The following is a 22,037-nucleotide window of genomic DNA, read 5'->3' on the forward strand; positions in this document are numbered from 1 at the left end:
GCCAGTCGCGCGCTGCGGCTGGCTGGTCCCTAGCTTTCCCGAGCGGGAATGCTCGCAGCCCCGCTCGGCACATGCAGAGGACTGGCGATGAATGACTTACTGAAGGTTCAGCACGACCCGGACGCGCACCGCTTCGAAGTGGTGCTGGATGGTGGTCGGGCCTACCTGGCCTACATGGACCTGGGCAAGAAGACGCTGGACTTCTATCGTACCTTCGTACCGGACAACCTGCGTGGCAGAGGTATTGCCGCTGCTCTGGTGGAAGGTGCGCTGAGCTATGCCGAAAGCAGCGGCTATTCGGTGATTCCCTCTTGCTCCTATGTCGAGCGCTACCTCGAGCGTCGCGGACAGACCGAGCACTGAGGGCGAACGCCAGAGACAAAAAAGCCGGAGCAATGCTCCGGCTTTTCATTTGTCGGCTGGAGTCAGTCGCGGGAACGCCCCGGCAGCACATCCTTGAGCTTGGCGTGCATGGAGCGAACGGCCTGCTCGGTCGTCTGCCAGTCGATGCAGGCATCGGTGATCGATACCCCGTATTGCAGATCGCAGAGATTCTTTGGAATCGACTGGTTACCCCAGCCGAGATGGCTTTCAACCATCAGGCCGACGATGGACTGGTTGCCCTCGAGGATCTGATTGGCGACGTTCTCCATCACCAGCGGCTGCAATGCCGGATCCTTGTTCGAGTTGGCGTGGCTGCAGTCGATCATGATGTTGGGGCGAATGCCGCCCTTCTTGAGCTCCTGCTCGCACACCGCGACGCTGACCGAGTCGTAGTTTGGCTTGCCGTTGCCGCCGCGCAACACGACGTGGCCGTAGGCATTGCCCTTGGTGGTGACGATGGATACGGCGCCCTTGGAGTTGATGCCGAGGAAGCGGTGCGGGCTGGATACCGATTGCAGCGCGTTGATCGCCACAGTCAGTCCGCCGTCGGTGCCATTCTTGAAGCCCACCGCGGAGGACAGGCCGGAGGCCATCTCGCGGTGTGTCTGCGATTCGGTAGTACGCGCTCCGATAGCGGACCAGCTGATCAGATCCTGCAGATACTGCGGAGAAATCGGATCGAGCGCCTCGGTGGCGGTCGGCAGGCCCATCTCGGCCAGATCCAGCAGCAGTTTGCGACCGATGTGCAGGCCGTCCTGGATCTTGAACGAGTCATCCAGATACGGATCGTTGATCAGTCCCTTCCAGCCAACCGTTGTACGTGGCTTTTCGAAGTACACGCGCATGACCAGGAACAGGCTGTCGGACACCTCCGCTGCGAGCACTTTCAGGCGTTCGGCATACTCGTGGGCGGCCTTGATGTCATGGATGGAGCAGGGACCGATCACCACGAACAGGCGGTGATCCTTGCCATCAAGAATGTTGCGGACCACATCGCGACCATGGGAAACGGTACGCTGCGCCGCCTCGCTCAGCGGCATCTCGAGCTTCAGCTGATCGGGAGTAATGAGCGCTTCGTTGGAGGCGATGTTGAGGTCGTTGAGCGGTAAATCGGCCATCGTGCTACTCGTCATGTTCTGGGGCGGCCAGCGGCGGAAGCGCCGGCGATCACGCGCGAAAAAGAGGCCAGAACCTTATCCTGTAGCGTCGGACAGGACAATGCCCAGAGCAGCCCCGAACGGGGAATTTCTTCACTGTGTGGCCGGTGCCAGTGGTTTGGCTTGCCTGGACAGTGTCGTGCCCGTGTCGTCGCGTTATAACAACCAACCAGGCCAGCCCATGCAGCTGCATGCATGTCGCGCTGGTGTCTCTCTCACGGCGGCTGCGGTCGCCTGCTACAGGAGTGTTGCCGATGTCCCAGGCACAAGGTCCGCGTATCGGAATCATCGGTACCGGCGCGATAGGTGGGTTTTACGGAGTGATGCTGGCGCGTGCCGGTTTCGATGTGCATTTTCTCCTGCGTAGCGAATATGACGCAGTGGTGCGCGATGGTCTGCAGGTCAATAGCGCCGTGCACGGTCCGTTGAAGCTGCAGCCGGTGCAGGCCTATCGTGACGTCGCCCGGATGCCCGCCTGTGACTGGCTGCTGGTGGGCGCCAAGACCACCAGCAATGTCGACCTGGCTCCGTTGATCGCACAGGCCGCTGCGCCTGGCGCCAAGGTGCTGCTAATGCAGAATGGCCTGGGTGTGGAGGACGCGCTGCGGCCTTTGCTGCCGGATACGCTGCATCTGCTCGGAGGCTTGTGTTTCATCTGCGTTCATCGCCAGGCCCCGGGGGTCGTCGAGCACGAGGCGCAGGGTGCGGTGAACGTTGCCTACCATTCCGGACCTGCGGCTGATGCCGCTGCGCGCAAGGCGGTGGTGGAGGAGGGCGTTGGGTTGTTCCGTGCCGCAGGTGTCGGCTCGACCGCCATGGACAATCTGGATCAGGCGCGTTGGCAGAAGCTGGTCTGGAACATGCCGTACAACGGCCTTTCGGTTTTGCTCAATAGCGGAACCAAGGGCTTGATGGCGGACGCCGGCAGCAGGGCGCTAATCGAGGCAATGATGAACGAAGTCGTGGAAGGTGCCGCCGCCTGCGGGCATGCATTGCCGGAGGGGCTGGCAGGCAAGATGCTCGTCGCCACTCAGCACATGCAGGATTACCTGCCCAGCATGTATCACGACTATCGTGAGCAACGCCCGATGGAACTTCACGCGATCTACGCCGAACCTCTGGCTGCTGCCCTGGCCAATGGCAAGGACCTGCCGCGATTGCGCATGCTCCATCAGGCGCTGGCTTTTCTTGACGCACGCAATGCCGGCTGAGGCCGTGATGTACGCCTGGCCGAGTGTGTGGGGTGTATCAGCGGAGCGAGCAGTGCGCTAAAGCACTGCTACGCTTTCGTTCAGGCCTGCCGCGCCAGGCAGTCGAGGAGGCCGGATGATTCGTTCAATTCTCTATGCGACCGATCTGGGGCTGTATGCGTCGTACGTGCTGCAGCACGGCTTGTCGTTGGCACGCTCCTTCGGTGCCGAACTGCATGTGGTGCACGCAGTGGAGCCTTTGGGTCTGTTCGCAGAGTCGGTGCTGCAGACCTATCTGGACGATGCAACGTTGGAGAAGATGCGTCGCGACGGCCTCAAAACGGTGATGTCGAGCATCGAGGAGCGCGTGTTGGAGGGCTTTCGCGAGGAGCTTGGGGAGGCGGCGCTGGAGGCTGAGCTGATCCAGTCGGTGTTGGTGGAGCAGGGTGATCCTCCGCGAGTGATCCTTGATCATGCGCATCGGCTGGGCGTCGATCTCCTGGTGATTGGCAGTCACAGTCACGGTGCGGGTATCGACACGCCACTCGGGCGTACCTCGGCACGACTGATTCAGCTTTCCGAGGTGCCGGTGTATCTGGTGCCTATGCTGCAACATCGGGCACGAGCCGATTTTTGACGTTCTATGGCGAGTAACCTACAAATCAGGAATAAAGCTGCCCTCTACTATGGCGAGAGGCTACTATTGGTGCAGCCCACCCCGGCTTTGTGACACCGTCATTTCCCCAGAGAATCTCGTATGAAACTGCAGCAACTGCGCTACATATGGGAAGTCGCCCATCACGATCTCAACGTCTCGGCGACCGCTCAGAGCCTGTACACATCGCAGCCTGGTATCAGTAAGCAGATTCGTTTGCTCGAGGATGAACTCGGGGTCGAGGTATTCGCCCGTAGTGGCAAACACCTGACGCGTGTCACGCCAGCGGGGGAGCGGATCATCAGCACTGCCGGGGAAATCCTGCGCAAGGTCGAGAGCATCAAGCAGATTGCCCAGGAGTTCTCCAACGAGAAGAAGGGCAACCTGTCCATTGCTACCACCCACACCCAGGCTCGCTATGCATTGCCCTCGGTAATCAGCGGCTTCATCAAGCAGTACCCGGATGTCTCGCTGCACATGCATCAAGGCACACCGATGCAGATTGCCGAGATGGCTGCCGACGGAACCGTGGATTTCGCCATCGCCACCGAAGCGCTGGAACTGTTCGGTGATCTGGTGATGATGCCCTGCTATCGCTGGAACCGTTGCGTGGTGGTGCCACAGGGGCATCCGCTGACCCGCTTGCCGAAGCTGACTCTTGAGGCGCTGGCCGAGTATCCGCTGGTTACCTACGTCTTCGGATTCACCGGCCGCTCCAAGCTCGATGAGGCCTTCGGGCAGCTCGGCCTGGAGCCCAAGGTAGTGTTCACCGCCGCAGACGCGGACGTCATCAAGACCTATGTGCGGCTCGGGTTGGGTGTCGGCATCGTCGCCAAGATGGCAGTGGATGCGCGACTTGACAGCGATCTGGTGGCTTTGGACGCCAGTGGCTTGTTCGAGGCAAGCGTGACCAAGATCGGTTTTCGGCGTGGCACCTTCATGCGCGGCTTCATGTGTGACTTTATCGAGCGCTTCGCTCCGCACCTCACTCGAGAGATGCTGGCCAAGGCGGTGCAATGCCACGGCAAGGCGGAACTTGAAGAGCTGTTCCGCGACGTCGAGCTACCAACCTACTGATCGGCGGGCGAGCACTGAGCCCGCCCGCGCTCAGTAGCAGATCTACTGCTTGGCGATCAGGTTGCCGGCGTGCAGGCCGCACTCCTTCTGCGTCGCTTCTTCCCACCACCAGCGGCCTTCGCGCTCGTGCTGGTTCGGCAGCACCGGGCGCGTGCAGGGCTCGCAACCGATGCTGATGAAGCCGCGCTCGTGCAGGCTGTTGTAGGGCAGCTCGAGCATGCGGATGTAACCCCACACCTCTTCGCTGCCCATCTGCGCCAAAGGGTTGAATTTGTACAGCGTGCGCGCGGCAGTGGAGAAGGCGGTGTCTGCTTCGATCACCGGTACATGGCTGCGCGTGCCGGGGCTCTGGTCACGGCGCTGGCCGGTCGCCCAGGCGCTTACGTCGGAAAGTTTGCGGCGCAGCGGTTCGATCTTGCGAATCCCGCAGCACTCGCCGTGGCCGTCGCGATAGAAGCTGAACAGCCCCTTGTCCTTGACCATCGGTTCAAGCAGGCGCGAATCCGGCGAAAGAATCTCGATGCCGATGCCGTAGTGCTCGCGAACCTGATCGATGAAACGGTAGGTTTCCGGATGCAGGCGGCCGGTATCGAGACTGAACACGCGCACGTTCTTGTTCAGCTTCCAGGCCATGTCGAGCAGAACCACGTCCTCGGCGCCGCTGAAAGAGATCCACAGGTCATCGCCAAAGCGCTCGAAGGCGAGCTTGAGGATTTCCTGCGGAGATTTGCTCGCGTAGGTCTGGGCGAGTTCGGCGAGGTCGGGCATCTGGCTCATCGGCTGGCTTCCAATCATGGGCGGCGCTTGAAGCGCTCTGGAGGCGCGGATGTTAACAAAAGCCACTTATGCAACCAGCTACGAATTTTCCATATGGTTATCCGCTTTCCTTATAAGGGCATTGCAGAGCGGTGCCTCGGATTGCACGGCAGCGGACGAGTCGCTAGAGTGCCGGCTCTCATTTCTGATCACGCTGGAGTGCATTCGTGGAAATCGCCTGTCTCGACCTTGAAGGGGTCCTCGTCCCTGAAATCTGGATCGCCTTCGCCGAGAAGACCGGTATCGAATCGCTGCGTGCGACCACCCGGGACATCCCGGATTACGACGTGCTGATGAAGCAGCGTCTGCGCATTCTCGATGAGCATGGCCTGAAGCTGGGCGATATCCAGGAAGTCATTGGCACGCTGAAGCCGCTCGACGGCGCAGTGGAATTCGTCGACTGGCTGCGCGAGCGGTTCCAGGTGGTGATCCTGTCCGACACCTTCTACGAGTTTTCCCAGCCGCTGATGCGTCAGCTGGGCTTTCCGACCTTGCTCTGCCATCGGCTTATCACTGACGAGAACGATCGGGTCGTCGACTATCAACTGCGCCAGAAGGACCCCAAGCGTCAGTCGGTGGTTGCACTAAAGAGTCTGTATTACCGCGTCATCGCCGCAGGGGATTCGTATAACGACACCACCATGCTTGGCGAGGCGCATGCCGGCATTCTGTTCCATGCTCCGGAGAACGTGATTCGCGAGTTTCCGCAGTTCCCTGCGGTACACACCTTCGCCGATCTCAAGCAGGAGTTCATCAAGGCGTCGAATCGCAAGCTGACCCTCTGAGTCAGCAGGTTGTTGCGAGCACAGAATGGCCCGTCTTCGTGACGGGCCTTTTGCATTTCGTCAGTGCGAGAGCTTTTCCAGGGTGCCGAGCAGTACCTTCACCTTGTCGATGGATTCCTGGTACTCGGCTTCCCAGTGAGAGTCAGCGACCACGCCGCCACCGCCCCAGCAGCTGACGCTGCCGTTGCTGACCAGCAGGCTGCGGATGACGATAGAGCTGTCCATCTCCCCACGCACGTCCAGATACAGCAACGAACCGCAGTAAGGGCCACGGCGACTGGGCTCCAGCTCGTCGATGATCTGCATGGCGCGGATTTTCGGTGCGCCGGTGATCGAGCCGCCCGGAAAACTGCCAGCCAGCAGGTCTAGTGCGTCTTGCCCATCGGCCAGTCGACCGGTCACGCAGCTGGTCAGGTGATGCACGTTCGGATAGCTCTCCAGCGAGAACAGCTCCGGTACTCTGACCGAGCCAATGGCACAGCTGCGTCCCAGGTCATTGCGCAGTAGATCGACGATCATCAGGTTCTCTGCGCGATCCTTGCTGCTGGAAAGCAGCTCGGTGGCGCTCGCAAGGTCGGCCTGAGGGTCAGCCAGGCGCGGTCGAGTGCCCTTGATCGGACGTGTTTCGACCTGCCCTGCGCTGACGCGCAGAAAGCGCTCCGGCGACAGACTGAGCAGTGCGCTTTCGGCATCCAGCTGCAGGTAGCCGGCAAAGGGCGTAGGGCAGGCCTGGCGCAAGGCACGGTAGGCGGTCCAGGGGTCGCCCTGGCAGCTGGCCTGGAAACGCTGGGCGAAGTTGATCTGGTAGCAGTCACCTGCGGCTATGTATTGCTGGATTCGTTCGATGGCGGCGCGATAGCTGGCCCGGTCCTGATCTGCACTGAAACTACTGGTCAGACGGAAGCAGGGAGGGCTCTTGCTGGTGGGCGCGTTGCTGAACAGGCGCACAAGCCGCTCGCGTTCGGCCGCCGGCAGACTGGGGTGAAACAGCAGTTGGCTGGTGGCCTGCTGATGATCGCTGATCAGCGCCCAGGCGTAGAGGCCAAAGCGCGCGTCGGCGAGCCCCAGGTCATCGCGAGCCTGGCTCGGCAGTTGCTCCAGTCGACGTCCGAAATCGTAGGAGAGGTAGCCGATCAATCCGCCGGCGAAGGGTAGTTGAAGCTCCTCCGGCAGTTTGGCACTACCGAGCAACTTCAGGGCATGGCGCAGGCGCTGGAGGAAGGTCTTGCCTGATTCATCCGCGCGCGGCGTCAGTTCCAGCTGTGGCCAGGCGCTGATCAGGTCGAAGCGGCCGCGCTCTGCGGTGGGGCGGCCGGCATCGAGCAGCACTGCACCTGGTGCATGGCGCACCCGTTCGAAGAAGATCGTCGGGTCGGCGCGGTAGGGCAGAGAATGAATGGAGCAGCTTGGCATGCCGGTATCCGGAGAAAGGCGACGGCGGCAGGGATGTCCTCAATCGACCGGGCGCATTGCACCCGGTCGGCTGCTTACAGCTCGGGTTTGCTCTGGCCGAAGGTTTGTTGTGCGAAGCGCACGCGCTCTTCGGCGGTTTCCACCACTTTCCTGCTTTGCAGTTCGGCCAGACGGGCCTCTACCGCATGCGTGCGCAGGGTGAGCCCGCAGTCGTTGGCGATCTGGATATTCAGCCCTGGGCGCGCATTGAGCTCAAGGATCAGCGGCCCCTTTTCCTCGTCCAGCACCATGTCGACACCGATATAGCCAAGGCCGCAGAGCTCGTAGCAGCCTGCGGCGAGCTTCATGAAGCCGTCCCAGTTGGGTAGCTGTACGCCATCGACGGCATTGCCGGTGTCCGGATGCTTGCTGATCTTGTTGTTCAGCCAGGTGCCCTTGAGGGTGATCCCGGTCGCCAGGTCGACACCCACTCCGATGGCGCCCTGGTGAAGGTTGGCCTTGCCGTTGGACTGGCGCGTCGGCAGTCGCAGCATGGCCATCACCGGGTAGCCCATCAACACGATGATGCGGATATCCGGTACACCCTCGTAGCTGATGCTCTTGAAGATCGGGTCGGGGGTCACGCGATATTCGATCAGCACGCGGTCACGATGCCCGCCCAGCGAATACAGGCCGGACAGAATGTTGGAAAGCTGCTGTTCGATCTCGTCCTTGCTGATGATCTTGCCTGAAACCGTCTTGAACCTGTCCTCGAAACGGTCGGCGACCACGGTGATGCCGTCACCGCCGGCGCCCTGGGCCGGCTTGATGACGAAATCGTTGTGCTCGGCGACGATCTTGTCGAAGTTCTCGATCTCCTTCTCGGTGGAGATGATCCCGTACAGCTTGGGCACGTGGATGCCGGCTTCGATGGCCCGCTGCTTGGTGATGATCTTGTCGTCCACCACCGGATACAGGTGCCGCTGGTTGTACTTGAGCACGTAGTCGGCGTTCCGCCGGTTGATGCCCATGATGCCCTTGGCTTCAAGGGCCTTCCATCTCTTGATCAGGCCAAGCATGGCGTCAGTCCTTCAGGAAGGCTTTGAAGCGGAACAGCTCCGTCAACCGGTAGCCGCGGTAGCGACCCATTGCCAGCATGAAGCCCACCAGCACCAGCAGAACCGCGGGGAAGGTGAAGACGAAGTAAGTCAGCTCTTCGATGCTCATCAGCAGGTGGGCGAGGGTGGCTGCAATCAGCGTACCGATGGCGACCTTGAATGCATGGGTACCACCGCGCTCTTCCCAGGTGATGGAGAGGCGCTCGATGGTCATGGTCAGAATCACCATCGGGAACAGGGCGACCGAGAGGCCGCGTTCGAGTCCCAGTTTGTGGCTCAGCAGGCTGATCACCGCAATCAATACCACCACGAAGGTCAGTACCACCGAAAGCCTGGGCAGCATCTGTAGCTTCAGGTGCTCCAGATACGAACGCAGCATCAGGCCCATTGCTGTGATTACCGTGAACAACGCAATACCGAAGCCAAGCTGTGTCTCGCGGAAAGCCAGGGCGATCAGCACCGGGGTGAAGGTGCCCAGCGTCTGCAGGCCGCCAAGGTTGCGCAGGATCAGGATTACCAGTACGCCGAGCGGGATCATGATCATGATCTGGTAAGTCTGCTGGGTCTGCAGCGGCAGGCCATACAGCGAATACTCAAGCAGGCTGGCGTCAGTGGTCTCATCCGCGCGCTGAGCCAGACGGATCGCATTGATCTCGTTGTTGTTGAGGGTGAAGGTCACCTGCGCCTTGCGTCCGCCTTCCAGACTGATCAGCGGCGAATCACCGAACCACCAGATCAGGCGGTCTGCCGGCAGGCCCTGCTGGCCGGTGTGCGGGCTGAAGTACAGCCAGTTCTGGCCGTTGAAGCTGCGCAGCCAGAGCTCGGGGGTCTGGGCCTGGTCGCTGGTCAGGCGGATGGTGTGAACGCGCTCCAGCGGGACGTGGGCGATGGACAGTAGCAGATCGACCACGCGGGCCTTGTTCTCGGCGGAAGCATCACCGCCAAGCAGTAGCCTGACGTTGTCATCGTTGGTGTTGTTGACTCGTTTGATCGCTTCGCTGATGAAGGTCTCGACGTCAGCCGAATGCTGGCGGATCGGTGCCAGTAGTGCTTCTGCAGCGATCTTCTCGGCGCCTTCGACGATCTGGCTGTCGCGGAAGATCGGGCCCTTGGGATTGGGCTGCTCACCGCTATAACGCTTGGTCAGTGCCAGGCGGTAGTAAAGGGTCTGGTTTCCATTGGCACGGCGTGCCGACCAGGTCACGATCCGGTTGCCATCGACCCGGTTGACGTTCACCCCGTAGTTGTTGGAGATGAAGCTCTCGTGAAGACTGACATAGTCCTGCACCAGCGGCGGAACGAACATCTGCAGCTTGACCGGCTCGCGTGGGCTGGCCTGGAATTCGACTTTTGCGTCGATGTTCCACAGGTCTTCGGTCTCGTCTTCGGTGACCGGGATGCCCAAGATGAATATCTGGTAACCGGTGATCAGTACGCCAGCGACCACCAGCAGGGTGATCAGTACTTTCAGGTGCAGATTGAGTGAGCGCATGCAGGATTTACTCGGCGGCGTTGGCGAGGTTGGCGGCGCAGTCGGGCTTGCCGGCTGCATATTTGATGCTTGGGTCGATCAGGGCGCCGAAACGCGTCAGCGCGTCGGACCCTATCAGCAGCGGATACTCGAAGGCACTACGGTCAGTCAGGTTTACTTCGATCATGCGCAGGCGTTCGCCTAGGCAGACCTCCAGCTCGATCACTGGCCTGGCGGTGTAGGTCTTCTCGTCTTCTTCCGGATTGTAGTCGCCGGCGCGACGCTTGATCTTGCTGATGCGTGCCAGCGGACGCTCGATGGGGTGATCCTGTGCTTCGTCAATTGCCAGGAAGAAACGCACCCATGGGTCGCCATCGCGCTTGAAGCGGACGATATCGCGTGCGCTGAGCGAGGCAGTCTTGGCGCCCGTGTCGAGCTTGGCCGCGACCTGCAGATCCAGCTCTGTCAATCGAGTATGTTCGTTGAGGCCATAGATGTGCTTGCCGGCTGCCCAGCTGGAGGCTGGCAGGATGAGGCAGCAGCATATGAGGAAGATGGAGATTCTCATGGATCCTGGGCTTTCGCGATCAAGGGGCATGGCGAAGACAGCCTGCGAAACTCCCGGCCTGCGGCAGCAAGCTGCCGAGTCAAGGCGCTGGCGGGGCATTCTAGCATGCCTTTTTTCAAGTATGACAGGCGCTTAGCTAGGCTTTCACATGCCGAGTCTGGGTAGGAATAGCCGTGATGCCATTAGACGATTGTCGACAATGATGTCTGATTGATTGACGAAATAGCTTGTTTTGGCTAGTTTTCGCCCGTCGGATATTGGTTGTGTAGACAAAATGACTTCTCCCATTTCAGTTGGTAAGCCGCTGCAAAGCGATTCTGAAACCCTGTCCGAACACGTCTTTCGACGTATCCAGTCGGCGATCGTCAAGGGCGAAATCGCCCCGGGTAGCAAGATTTCCGAACCCGAGTTGGCGCGTACCTACGGCATCAGTCGCGGTCCGCTGCGTGAGGCGATTCATCGCCTTGAAGGACAGAAACTCCTGGTGAGGGTTCCGCATATCGGTGCAAGAGTGGTCTCGCTTAGCCACGCCGAATTGATCGAACTCTATGAAATTCGCGAGTCGCTGGAGGGTATGGCGTGTCGTCTTGCCGCGGAGCGCATGACCGCGCAGGAAATCGATGATCTGCGCCGGGTGCTCGATACCCACGAGCGCGATGAAGCCTTCCAGGCCGGACGAGGCTATTACCAGCAGGAAGGCGACTTCGACTTCCACTACCGAATCATCCAGGGCAGCGGTAATCGGACCCTGGCCAAACTGCTTTGCGATGAGCTGTACCAACTGGTGCGCATGTACCGTATCCAGTTTTCCGCCACACCCAATCGGCCTCGCCAGGCGTTTGCCGAGCATCACCGCATTCTCGACGCCATCGCCGAGCGTGATGGCGAGCTGGCTGAACTGCTGATGCGCCGTCACATCGGCGCATCCCGTCGCAACATGGAGCGTCACTACCACGACGCCGCCAACTCTTCCCGTACCCGAGGTGAATCATGAGTACTCCCGGCCAGCGTTTCCGCCAGGCAATCGTCGAAGAACAGCCGCTGCAGGTCATCGGCGCGATCAACGCCAACCATGCGCTGCTGGCCCAGCGCGCCGGCTTCAAGGCCATCTACCTGTCCGGTGGCGGGGTGGCGGCAGGCTCGCTGGGTCTGCCCGACCTGGGGATCAACACGCTCGATGACGTGCTGACCGATGTGCGTCGCATCACCGATGTCTGCGACCTGCCTCTGCTGGTGGATATCGACACCGGCTTCGGACCCAGTGCCTTCAATATCGAGCGCACCATCAAGAGTCTGATCAAGGCCGGTGCTGCTGCCGCGCACATCGAGGACCAGGTAGGTGCCAAGCGCTGCGGCCACCGTCCGGGCAAGGAGATCGTTTCCTGCGAGGAGATGGTCGATCGCGTGCGTGCCGCAGCCGATGCCAGAACCGACGCCGACTTTTTCCTGATCGCGCGTACCGATGCGATTCAGGCGGAGGGCGTGGACGCCGCCATCGAGCGCTGCCAGCGGTATGTCGAAGCCGGTGCCGATGGCATCTTCGCCGAGGCGGCCTACGATCTGCCGACCTACAAGCGCTTCGTCGACGCGCTGAAGGTGCCGGTGCTGGCCAATATCACCGAGTTTGGCGCCACGCCGCTGTTCAGTCGCGACGAATTGGCTTCGGTTGGCGTAGCCATTCAGCTCTACCCGCTGTCGGCCTTCCGCGCTGCCAACAAGGCTGCCGAAGCCGTGTACACCTCGATCCGCCAGAACGGCCACCAGAAGGATGTCATCGAGCTGATGCAGAGCCGTGCCGAGCTGTATGAGCGTATCGGCTATCACGCCTTCGAACAGAAACTGGACGCGCTTTTCGCCGCCGGCAAGAAGTGACTGGAGCGCTGCGCGCTGACTACAAGAACGTCATCCGACCGAATAGATGAGGAGATCGCGATGAGCGTCACCGAGACCACCCCGGGTTTCAAACCGAAGAAGTCTGTTGCCCTTTCCGGCACCCCCGCCGGCAACACCGCGCTGTGCACCGTCGGCCGCAGCGGCAATGACCTGCATTACCGTGGCTACGACATCCTCGATGTCGCCACCGCCTGCGAGTTTGAAGAAATCGCCCATCTGCTGGTCCATGGCAAGCTGCCCAACGCAGCGGAGCTGGCGGGCTACAAGGCCAGGCTCAAGTCGCTGCGAGGTCTGCCAGCGGGGCTGAAGAGCGCTCTGGAGCAGTTGCCCCCGTCGGCACATCCGATGGACGTGATGCGTACCGGTGTCTCGGTGCTGGGTTGCCTGCAGCCGGAGAAGGACGACCACAACCATCCCGGCGCCCGCGATATCGCCGACAAGCTGATGGCCTCGCTCGGCTCCATGCTCTTGTACTGGTACCACTTCAGCCACAACGGCAGGCGTATCGAGGTGGAGACCGACGACGATTCCATTGGCGGTCACTTCCTTCATCTGCTGCATGGCGAAGCGCCGCGCGAGTCCTGGGTGCGCGCCATGCACACATCGCTGATCCTCTATGCCGAGCATGAATTCAATGCTTCGACCTTCACTTCACGGGTGATCGCCGGCACCGGCTCGGACATGTTCAGTTGCATCGCCGGCGGCATAGGCGCATTGCGTGGGCCCAAGCACGGCGGCGCCAACGAGGTGGCCTTCGAGATCCAGAAGCGCTACGACAGTCCTGACGAAGCCGAGGCCGATATCCGCGAGCGAGTAGGGCGCAAGGAGGTGGTGATCGGCTTCGGTCATCCGGTCTATACCGTGAGTGACCCGCGCAACAAGGTGATCAAGGACGTAGCCCGCGAGCTGTCGGTCGAGCAGGGCAACATGAAGATGTATGACATCGCCGAGCGCCTGGAGTCGACCATGTGGGAAATCAAGAAGATGTTCCCCAACCTCGACTGGTTCAGTGCCGTCAGCTACCACATGATGGGCGTGCCCACCGCCATGTTCACTCCGCTGTTCGTCATCGCACGCACCTCGGGCTGGTCCAGCCATGTCATCGAACAGCGCATCGACGGCAAGATCATCCGCCCCAGTGCCAACTATGTCGGCCCGGAAGACCTCAAGTTCGTCCCGCTCAAGGATCGCCCGTAACCATGACCGGCCTGAATGTTCGATACCGCAAGCCCCTGCCCGGCACCACGCTGGACTACTTCGACACCCGCGATGCGGTGGATGCCATCGCGCCTGGCGCCTACGCCAAGCTGCCCTATACCTCCCGGGTGCTGGCCGAACAGCTAGTGCGTCGCTGCGACCCGGCTCTGCTCACGGATGCACTCAAGCAACTGATCGAGCGCAAGCAGGACCTGGATTTCCCCTGGTATCCGGCGCGGGTGGTCTGCCATGACATTCTCGGTCAGACCGCGCTGGTGGATCTTGCCGGTCTGCGCGATGCCATCGCGGAGCAGGGGGGTGATCCGGCCAAGGTCAACCCGGTGGTGCCGACGCAGTTGATCGTCGATCACTCCCTGGCGGTGGAATACGCAGGTTTCGATCCGGATGCCTTCGAGAAGAATCGTGCGGTGGAGGAGCGTCGCAACGAGGATCGCTTCCATTTCATCGAGTGGACCAAGACCGCGTTCAAGAACGTCGACGTGATCCCGGCTGGCAACGGCATCATGCACCAGATCAATCTGGAGAAAATGAGCCCGGTGATCCAGGCCTGCGGCGGCGTGGCTTTCCCCGACACCTGCGTCGGCACCGACTCGCACACCCCGCATGTGGACGCCCTGGGCGTGATCGCCATCGGCGTCGGTGGCCTGGAAGCCGAGACCGTGATGCTCGGCCGCGCCTCGATGATGCGCCTGCCCGATATCGTCGGCGTGCAGCTGACCGGCAAGCGCCAGAGCGGCATCACCGCCACCGATATTGTCCTGGCGCTGACCGAGTTCCTGCGCCAGCAGCGGGTGGTGGGCGCCTGGGTCGAGTTCTTCGGCGAGGGTGCCGACAGCCTGTCCATCGGCGATCGCGCGACCATCTCCAACATGTGCCCGGAATACGGCGCCACGGCGGCGATGTTCTATATCGACCAGCAGACCATCGATTACCTCAAGCTCACCGGTCGTGAGCCCGAGCAGGTGGCACTGGTGGAAAACTACGCCAGGACCACCGGACTTTGGGCCGATGCGCTGGTCAGTGCCGAATACGAGCGCGTGCTGCAGTTCGATCTCTCCAGTGTGGTGCGCAACATGGCCGGGCCAAGCAACCCGCATAAGCGCCTGCCGACCTCAGCGCTGCACGAGCGCGGGATTGCCGACGAAGCCAAGCTGGCGGCCGGCAAGGTCGAGGAGGGTGAAGGCCTGATGCCCGATGGCGCAGTGATCATTGCTGCCATCACCAGCTGCACCAACACCTCCAACCCTCGTAACGTGGTAGCCGCAGGCCTGCTGGCGAAAAAAGCCAATGCTCTAGGTCTGTTGCGCAAGCCCTGGGTCAAGACCTCCTTCGCTCCCGGCTCCAAAGTGGCCAAGCTGTATCTGGAAGACGCGGGCCTGCTCAGCGAACTGGAGCAGCTCGGTTTTGGCATCGTCGCCTATGCCTGTACCACCTGTAACGGCATGTCCGGCGCGCTGGATCCGGCGATCCAGCAGGAAATCATTGACCGTGACCTCTATGCCACGGCGGTGCTCTCGGGTAACCGCAACTTCGACGGTCGTATCCATCCCTATGCCAAGCAGGCGTTTCTGGCTTCGCCGCCGCTGGTCGTGGCCTATGCCATCGCCGGCACCGTGCGCTTTGATATCGAGCAGGATGTGCTCGGGCATGATCAGCACGGCAATCCGGTAACCCTGAAGGATCTGTGGCCGAGCGACGAGGAAATCGACGCCATCGTTGCGGCCTCGGTGAAGCCGGAGCAGTTCCGCCAGATCTACATCCCGATGTTCGATCTGGGCACCGTGAAGGAAGCAGAGAGCCCCCTGTATGACTGGCGACCGATGTCCACCTACATCCGCCGTCCCCCCTACTGGGAGGGCGCACTGGCCGGCGAACGTACGCTGACCGGCATGCGTCCGCTGGCAATCCTGCCGGACAACATCACCACCGATCACCTGTCGCCTTCCAATGCCATCCTCGCGGACAGCGCTGCCGGCGAGTATCTGGCAAAAATGGGCCTGCCTGAGGAGGACTTCAATTCCTACGCCACCCACCGCGGCGATCATCTGACCGCGCAGCGTGCCACCTTCGCCAACCCGCAACTGGTGAACGAGATGGCCGTGGTCGATGGCCAGGTAAGGAAGGGCTCGCTGGCGCGCGTAGAGCCGGACGGCCAGGTGATGCGCATGTGGGAAGCCATCGAAACCTACATGGCGCGCAAGCAGAATCTGATCATCGTGGCCGGCGCCGACTACGGTCAGGGCAGCTCGCGCGACTGGGCAGCCAAGGGCGTGCGTCTGGCCGGTGTCGAGGTGATCGCTGCCGAAGGTTTCGAGCGCATTCACCGTACCAACCTGATCGGCATGGGTGTTCTGCCGCTGCAGTTCAAGCCGGGAACGACCCGCCTGACGCTTGGCCTGGACGGCACCGAAACCTACGACGTGATAGGTACGCGCAAGCCGCGGGCGGAGCTGACCCTGGTGGTCCATCGCAGAAGTGGCGAGCGGGTGGACGTGCCCATGACCTGCCGCCTGGACAGCGACGAGGAAGTGCTGATCTACGAGGCGGGCGGTGTGCTGCAACGCTTTGCCCAGGACTTTCTGGCCTCGACCAAGGCTTGATCGTCTTTTCGGGGGTGGTGACGCCCCCGGCTTCGTAGGGTGGATCGGATCCCCCATGACCCCGATTGAACGGTGGATGGGCAACGCGCCTCCACCCCAAGGCCCTTGTGACCAGGTGATCATCATGCCCCACGTGCCCCAGCTCAAAATTCCCGCCACGTACATGCGTGGCGGCACCAGCAAGGGAGTGTTCTTTCGCCTCGAGGACCTGCCTGCCAGCTGCCAGGTGCCGGGCGCGGCCCGCGACAGGCTGTTCATGCGCGTGATCGGCAGCCCCGACCCCTATGCCGCGCATATCGATGGCATGGGCGGTGCGACATCGAGCACCTCAAAGTGCGTCATCCTGTCGAAAAGCAGGCAGCCGGATCACGATGTCGACTACTTGTACGGCCAGGTCTCCATCGACAAGGCCTTCGTCGACTGGAGTGGCAATTGCGGCAATCTTTCGACAGCAGCAGGTGCCTTTGCCATTCACGCAGGACTGATCGACCCTGCTCGAGTGCCGCGGGATGGCATCTGCGTTGTGCGCATCTGGCAGGCCAACATCCGCAAGACCATCATCGCCCATGTGCCGGTCAGCGGTGGCCAGGTGCAGGAAACCGGTGACTTCGAGCTCGACGGCGTGACCTTTCCGGCCGCCGAAATAGTGCTGGAGTTCCTCGATCCGTCCGATGATGGCGATGGCTCGATGTTTCCTACCGGCAATCTGGTGGATGAGCTGGACGTGCCAGGTGTCGGTACCTTCAAGGCGACCATGATCAGCGCCGGTATCCCCACGGTATTCGTCAATGCGAAGGATATCGGCTACCAGGGCACCGAATTGCGTGAGGACATCAACGGCGATCCGGCGCAGCTGGCGCGCTTCGAGGCCATTCGGGTGGCGGGTGCCTTGCGCATGGGGCTGATCAAGACAGCCGAGGAGGCGCTGAGCCGCCAGCACACACCGAAGATCGCATTCGTCTCACCATCCAGGAGCTACCAGGCGTCCAGTGGCAAGCAGGTCGAGGCGGGGGAGGTCGATCTGCTGGTGAGGGCGCTGTCGATGGGCAAGCTGCACCACGCGATGATGGGCACCTGCGCGGTCGCCATCGGCACCGCAGCAGCGGTTCCGGGAACGCTGGTGAACCTGGCGGCGGGTGGAGGTGAGCCTGAGGCGGTACGGTTCGGTCATCCCTCCGGCACGCTGCGTGTCGGGGCTAAGGCTGAGCAGGTCAACGGACGATGGACGGTGACCAGGGCCAGCATGTCCCGCAGCGCACGTATTCTCATGGAGGGTTGGGTGAGGGTGCCGCCGGAGCAGCTATGAGAGGGTATTTCGCCGGCCTGCCAGGGCTCCTCAGTCAGCGCAGGCATCATGGCGACGTACTGGAACCTGTGTGGCAGCCAGAACAGGAGAAAAGCCCATGAGCGAGCGGTTCACGCTGGACCTGGATGGCTATCTGAAACGCCTGGGCTACTCGGCGCCGCCGCCAGCAACCCTGGAAACCCTGCGCGAACTACAGCTGCGGCATACCGCCGAGTTTCCTTTCGAAACCCTGGCAACGCTGTTGCGCACTCCTGTGCATGTCGATCCGCATACGGTGCAGGAAAAGCTTCTGCGCCAGGGGCGCGGAGGGTACTGCTACGAGCTCAACCAGCTGTTTCTGCTGCTGTTGCAGGCGTTAGGGTTCGATGCGCGCGCGTTGACCGGACGGGTGCTGCTGGGCGGCCCCGAGGATGCCCGTCCGGCGCGCACGCATATGCTGATACTGGTCACGCTGGAAGGGGTGCGTTACATCGTCGACGTAGGCTTCGGTGGCATGGTGCCGACAGCGCCGTTGCTATTGGACAGCGAAGCGCAACAGCAGACCCCGCACGAGCCCTATCGGCTGAGCCTGGCGGGCGGCACCTACACCTTGCGCGCGCTGGTGCTCGACAGCTGGCGGGTCATGTATGTGTTCGACCTGCAGGAGGTCGCGGAAATCGACTACACGGTCGGTAGCTGGTACGTGTCCACCCACCCGGATTCGCCGTTTCTGGGTCAGCTGCGGGTGGCACGCACCGGGCGCGGCCTGCGCAAGACCCTGAACGCCGGCAGCTTTGCCGTTCACCGCATGGGGCAGCCCAGTGAGCGCGTGGAGCTGCCGGATGCCGCGGCGGTGCTGGACGTGCTGCGCAATGAATTCGCGATCAGGCTGCCGGATCATCCGCAGCTGCATTCGTCGATCGAGCGTCTGCTTGCTGAAACTGCGGGGAAGTCTTCCGCCTAGTCGCTCCTGCGGTGCGCTGGTGCGGCCGCAAGAGATCTGGCGAGGTTACTTCAGGCGTCTTTCCACGCCCTTTTCGACGAGGATCTTTGCCGATATCTCTTCTACCGAGAAGTGGGTGGAGTTGATGTAGGCAATATTCTCGCGGCGGAACAGGCTCTCCACCTCGCGCACCTCGAACTCGCACTGGGCGAAACTTGCATAGCGACTGTTCGGTTTGCGCTCATTGCGAATGGCGGTCAGTCGATCGGGGTCGATGGTCAGGCCAAACAGCTTGTGCTTGTAGGGCTTGAGCGCGCTTGGCAACTGCAGGCGCTCCATGTCTTCCTCGGTCAGCGGGTAGTTGGCCGCGCGAATGCCATATTGCATGGCCATGTAGAGGCAGGTGGGTGTCTTGCCGCAGCGCGAGACGCCGACCAGGATCAGGTCGGCCTTGTCGTAGTAGTGCGTGCGGGCGCCGTCGTCGTTGTCGAGGGCGAAGTTCACTGCATCGATGCGCTCCATATAGTTGCTGTGGTGCGCTATCGAGTGGGATTTGCCGACTGAATATGAAGAATGTGAAGTCAGTTCCTGTTCCAGCGGAGCAAGAAAGGTCGAAAAGATGTCAATCATGTAGCCGTTCGATTCCGCCAGCAGGTCACGGATATCCTGATTGACGATGGTGTCGAAGATGATCGGTCGAACGCCGTCCTTCTCCGCTGCATTATTGATTTGCTGTACCATGGCCCGCGCCTTTTCCGGCGTGTCTATGTAGGGCCGTGTGAGCTTGGTGAAGGAGATATTCTCGAACTGGGCCAGCAAGCTTTGGCCGAGGGTTTCGGCGGTGATACCGGTGCCATCCGAAATGAAGAATGCAGTTCGTTTCATTGTGCGCCGCGGGCCTTAAGCTGGGAGGGAATCTTGGCTATCATTGGCCCGCTCGTTAGCGGGGCCTTCATACGGTGACATTGTCACTTATTTTCCCGGGGCAGGCCACAAGCTCGCCTCGTATCGCAAAGGTCGCGGTCTTGCCGGCCGGTCCTGAATCAGTGGAGAGATCACCTTGGTTGAGTACGTAGTTACCCTCGATAAGCTCGGCAATCACGATGTTGAGCGGGTGGGGGGCAAAAACGCCTCCCTTGGCGAGATGATCAGCAACCTCGCCGGCGCTGGGGTCTCCGTACCCGGTGGTTTCGCCACCACGGCCCAGGCCTACCGTGACTTCCTCGATCAAAGTGGTCTCAATGACCGTATCCATGCCGCTCTCGATGCGCTTGATGTCGATGACGTCAACGCGCTGGCCAAGACCGGTGCACAGATCCGTCAGTGGGTGATGGATGCGGAGTTCCCTGCCCAGCTCGACACCGATATCCGCAAGGCCTTCGCCGAGATGGCTGGTGGCAACGACAACATGGCGGTCGCCGTACGTTCTTCGGCCACCGCGGAAGACCTGCCGGATGCTTCATTCGCCGGTCAGCAGGAAACCTTCCTCAATATTCGTGGCGTCGACAATGTGATCCGCGCTGCGAAGGAAGTGTTCGCCTCTCTGTTCAATGACCGTGCCATCGCCTACCGCGTTCACCAGGGCTTCGACCACAAGGTCGTTGCGCTGTCGGCGGGAGTACAGCGCATGGTTCGCTCGGAAACCGGTACGGCCGGCGTGATGTTCACCCTGGACACCGAATCGGGTTTCCGCGATGTGGTGTTCATCACCGGCGCCTACGGCCTGGGCGAGACCGTCGTGCAGGGCGCGGTCAACCCCGACGAGTTCTACGTGCACAAGCCGACGCTGGAAGCTGGTCGTCCGGCGATCCTGCGCCGCAACCTGGGCAGCAAGGCGATCAAGATGATCTACGGCGACGAGGCCAAGGCCGGCAAGTCGGTCAAGACCGTCGACGTCGAGCCGGCTGAGCGGATGCGTTTTGCTCTCAGCGACGAGGAGGTCACCAATCTCGCCCGTCAGGCGATGACCATCGAGAAGCACTATGGTCGTCCGATGGACATCGAATGGGCCAAGGATGGAGACGATGGCCAGCTCTACATCGTCCAGGCGCGACCGGAAACCGTGAAAAGCCAGGCCAGTGGCAATGTCATGGAGCGCTATCTGCTCAAGGAGAAGGGCAAGGTACTGGTGGAGGGCCGTGCCATCGGCCAGCGCATCGGCGCGGGTCCGGTGAAGGTGATCCACGACGTGTCCGAGATGGACAAGATCCAGCCTGGCGACGTGCTGGTATCCGACATGACCGACCCTGACTGGGAGCCGGTGATGAAGCGCGCCAGCGCCATCGTCACCAATCGCGGCGGGCGCACCTGCCACGCAGCGATCATTGCTCGCGAGCTCGGTATTCCGGCCGTTGTCGGCTGTGGCAACGCCACCAGCATGCTCTCTGACGGCCAGCGCGTGACCGTCTCCTGCGCCGAGGGCGATACCGGCTTCATCTTCGAGGGCCAGCTGGGCTTCGATATCCGCAAGAACTCGGTCGATGCGATGCCGGAGCTGCCGTTCAAGATCATGATGAACGTCGGCAACCCCGACCGCGCCTTCGACTTCGCCAACCTGCCCAATGAGGGTGTGGGTCTGGCGCGACTCGAATTCATCATCAACCGCATGATCGGCGTGCATCCGAAGGCCCTGTTGAACTTCGACGGGCTGCCGGCGGATGTGAAGGACAGCGTCGAGAAGCGGATTTCCGGCTATGCCGGCCCGGTCGACTTCTATGTCGAGAAGCTCGTCGAGGGTGTCAGTACCCTGGCTGCGGCGTTCTGGCCGAAGAAGGTCATCGTGCGCCTGTCGGATTTCAAGTCCAACGAATACGCCAACCTGATCGGCGGCCGTCTTTACGAGCCGGAAGAAGAAAACCCGATGCTCGGCTTCCGCGGCGCATCACGCTACATCAGCGAATCGTTCCGCGATTGCTTCGAGCTCGAGTGCCGGGCGATGAAGAAGGTCCGCGACGTCATGGGCCTGACCAATGTAGAGCTGATGGTGCCCTTCGTGCGCACCCTCGGCGAAGCCCAGCAGGTCGTTGAACTGTTAGCGCATTACGGCCTCAAGCGCGGCGAGAATGGTCTGCGGGTGATCATGATGTGCGAACTGCCGTCCAACGCCTTGCTGGCTGACGAGTTTCTCGAATTCTTCGACGGCTTCTCGATCGGTTCCAACGACATGACCCAGCTCACCCTCGGTCTCGACCGGGATTCGGGCATCATTGCCCATCTGTTCGACGAGCGTAATCCTGCGGTCAAGAAACTTTTGTCCAACGCGATCCAGGCGTGCAACAAGGCCGGCAAGTACATCGGCATCTGCGGTCAGGGCCCTTCGGACCACCCAGACCTGGCGCGCTGGCTGATGGATCAGGGCATCGAAAGCGTTTCGCTGAACCCCGATTCGGTGCTGGATACCTGGTTCTTCCTGGCCGAAGCTCAAGCACCCAACTGATCCACTTCGCCCCATCAAGGCGAGTCGCGGCATGACGCTTTCCTGCGTC

The 22,037-nt window shown here is 61.4% G+C and carries 19 protein-coding genes; 12 read left to right on the plus strand and 7 right to left on the minus strand.

Annotated features, from left to right (window positions below; translation table 11 throughout):
* Positions 1–87: 87 nt before the first annotated feature.
* On the plus strand, positions 88–363 hold the full coding sequence (locus tag DBO85_RS15110) for a GNAT family N-acetyltransferase (protein ID WP_108108085.1): 276 nt from the start codon (positions 88–90) through the stop codon (positions 361–363).
* A 62-nt stretch (positions 364–425) separates the two neighbouring features.
* On the opposite strand, the gene DBO85_RS15115 is transcribed toward DBO85_RS15110, so the two are convergent.
* Complete coding sequence (locus DBO85_RS15115; RefSeq protein ID WP_108108086.1) at positions 426–1,502, minus strand: 3-deoxy-7-phosphoheptulonate synthase; 1,077 nt, start codon at positions 1,500–1,502, stop codon at positions 426–428.
* Positions 1,503–1,795: 293 nt separating this feature from the next.
* Between DBO85_RS15115 and DBO85_RS15120 the strand changes: the two genes are divergently transcribed.
* From DBO85_RS15120 to cysB, 3 genes are all read left to right on the plus strand, one after another.
* Positions 1,796–2,752 carry a putative 2-dehydropantoate 2-reductase gene (locus tag DBO85_RS15120; RefSeq protein WP_108108087.1) on the plus strand — a complete coding sequence of 319 codons (957 nt, stop codon included), beginning with the start codon at positions 1,796–1,798 and terminating at the stop codon, positions 2,750–2,752.
* Between the two features lie 115 nt (positions 2,753–2,867).
* The gene (locus tag DBO85_RS15125) at positions 2,868–3,368 is read left to right on the plus strand and encodes a universal stress protein (RefSeq protein ID WP_108108088.1); all 501 of its coding nucleotides are present in this window, start codon (positions 2,868–2,870) and stop codon (positions 3,366–3,368) included.
* Positions 3,369–3,488: 120 nt separating this feature from the next.
* A complete protein-coding gene (gene cysB, locus DBO85_RS15130; protein ID WP_108108089.1) occupies positions 3,489–4,463 on the plus strand; it encodes an HTH-type transcriptional regulator CysB in 975 nt (324 codons plus the stop codon).
* Positions 4,464–4,505: 42 nt separating this feature from the next.
* Here the strand turns inward: cysB and DBO85_RS15135 are convergent, their stop codons facing one another.
* On the minus strand, positions 4,506–5,240 hold the full coding sequence (locus DBO85_RS15135; protein ID WP_108108090.1) for a phosphoadenylyl-sulfate reductase: 735 nt from the start codon (positions 5,238–5,240) through the stop codon (positions 4,506–4,508).
* 206 nt (positions 5,241–5,446) lie between these two features.
* Here DBO85_RS15135 and thrH point away from each other — a divergent pair, with 206 nt between their 5' ends.
* Positions 5,447–6,064: a bifunctional phosphoserine phosphatase/homoserine phosphotransferase ThrH gene (thrH, locus tag DBO85_RS15140; protein ID WP_108108091.1), complete on the plus strand. Its 618-nt coding sequence runs from the start codon at positions 5,447–5,449 to the stop codon at positions 6,062–6,064.
* Between the two features lie 60 nt (positions 6,065–6,124).
* Here the strand turns inward: thrH and pabB are convergent, their stop codons facing one another.
* From pabB to rloA, 4 genes are all read right to left on the minus strand, one after another.
* Positions 6,125–7,477: an aminodeoxychorismate synthase component I gene (gene pabB / locus DBO85_RS15145; protein ID WP_108108092.1), complete on the minus strand. Its 1,353-nt coding sequence runs from the start codon at positions 7,475–7,477 to the stop codon at positions 6,125–6,127.
* A 74-nt stretch (positions 7,478–7,551) separates the two neighbouring features.
* A complete protein-coding gene (locus DBO85_RS15150; RefSeq protein WP_108108093.1) occupies positions 7,552–8,535 on the minus strand; it encodes an alpha-L-glutamate ligase-like protein in 984 nt (327 codons plus the stop codon).
* A gap of 4 nt (positions 8,536–8,539) precedes the next feature.
* Positions 8,540–10,066, minus strand: a complete 1,527-nt coding sequence (gene rloB, locus DBO85_RS15155) for an osmotic stress tolerance membrane protein RloB (protein ID WP_108108094.1) — start codon at positions 10,064–10,066, stop codon at positions 8,540–8,542.
* Positions 10,067–10,073: 7 nt separating this feature from the next.
* Positions 10,074–10,613 carry a retropepsin-like aspartic peptidase RloA gene (gene rloA, locus DBO85_RS15160; protein ID WP_108108095.1) on the minus strand — a complete coding sequence of 180 codons (540 nt, stop codon included), beginning with the start codon at positions 10,611–10,613 and terminating at the stop codon, positions 10,074–10,076.
* A gap of 274 nt (positions 10,614–10,887) precedes the next feature.
* Here rloA and DBO85_RS15165 point away from each other — a divergent pair, with 274 nt between their 5' ends.
* From DBO85_RS15165 to DBO85_RS15190, 6 genes are all read left to right on the plus strand, one after another.
* Positions 10,888–11,607, plus strand: a complete 720-nt coding sequence (locus DBO85_RS15165; RefSeq protein ID WP_108108096.1) for a GntR family transcriptional regulator — start codon at positions 10,888–10,890, stop codon at positions 11,605–11,607.
* Positions 11,604–12,485 carry a methylisocitrate lyase gene (gene prpB / locus DBO85_RS15170; RefSeq protein ID WP_108108097.1) on the plus strand — a complete coding sequence of 294 codons (882 nt, stop codon included), beginning with the start codon at positions 11,604–11,606 and terminating at the stop codon, positions 12,483–12,485. Before DBO85_RS15165 ends, prpB begins: the two co-directional genes overlap by 4 nt.
* 60 nt (positions 12,486–12,545) lie before the next feature.
* Positions 12,546–13,703, plus strand: coding sequence for a bifunctional 2-methylcitrate synthase/citrate synthase (prpC, locus tag DBO85_RS15175; protein WP_108108098.1), 1,158 nt, complete (start codon positions 12,546–12,548; stop codon positions 13,701–13,703).
* Positions 13,704–13,714: 11 nt separating this feature from the next.
* Positions 13,715–16,324, plus strand: coding sequence for a Fe/S-dependent 2-methylisocitrate dehydratase AcnD (gene acnD / locus DBO85_RS15180; RefSeq protein WP_108108377.1), 2,610 nt, complete (start codon positions 13,715–13,717; stop codon positions 16,322–16,324).
* 124 nt (positions 16,325–16,448) lie between these two features.
* Positions 16,449–17,630 (plus strand): 2-methylaconitate cis-trans isomerase PrpF, encoded by a 1,182-nt coding sequence (gene prpF, locus DBO85_RS15185; RefSeq protein WP_108108379.1) that lies wholly within the window; start codon positions 16,449–16,451, stop codon positions 17,628–17,630.
* Between the two features lie 97 nt (positions 17,631–17,727).
* The gene (locus tag DBO85_RS15190) at positions 17,728–18,573 is read left to right on the plus strand and encodes an arylamine N-acetyltransferase family protein (protein WP_108108099.1); all 846 of its coding nucleotides are present in this window, start codon (positions 17,728–17,730) and stop codon (positions 18,571–18,573) included.
* A gap of 45 nt (positions 18,574–18,618) precedes the next feature.
* On the opposite strand, the gene ppsR is transcribed toward DBO85_RS15190, so the two are convergent.
* Positions 18,619–19,437, minus strand: a complete 819-nt coding sequence (gene ppsR / locus DBO85_RS15195; RefSeq protein WP_108108100.1) for a posphoenolpyruvate synthetase regulatory kinase/phosphorylase PpsR — start codon at positions 19,435–19,437, stop codon at positions 18,619–18,621.
* A gap of 175 nt (positions 19,438–19,612) precedes the next feature.
* On the opposite strand from ppsR, the gene ppsA reads away from it, so the two are divergent.
* Positions 19,613–21,988 (plus strand): phosphoenolpyruvate synthase, encoded by a 2,376-nt coding sequence (gene ppsA / locus DBO85_RS15200; RefSeq protein ID WP_108108101.1) that lies wholly within the window; start codon positions 19,613–19,615, stop codon positions 21,986–21,988.
* The last annotated feature ends 49 nt before the right edge of the window (positions 21,989–22,037 follow it).

This window comes from Pseudomonas mangrovi (genome assembly GCF_003052585.1).
Taxonomy (GTDB): Bacteria; Pseudomonadota; Gammaproteobacteria; order Pseudomonadales; family Pseudomonadaceae; genus Aquipseudomonas; species Aquipseudomonas mangrovi.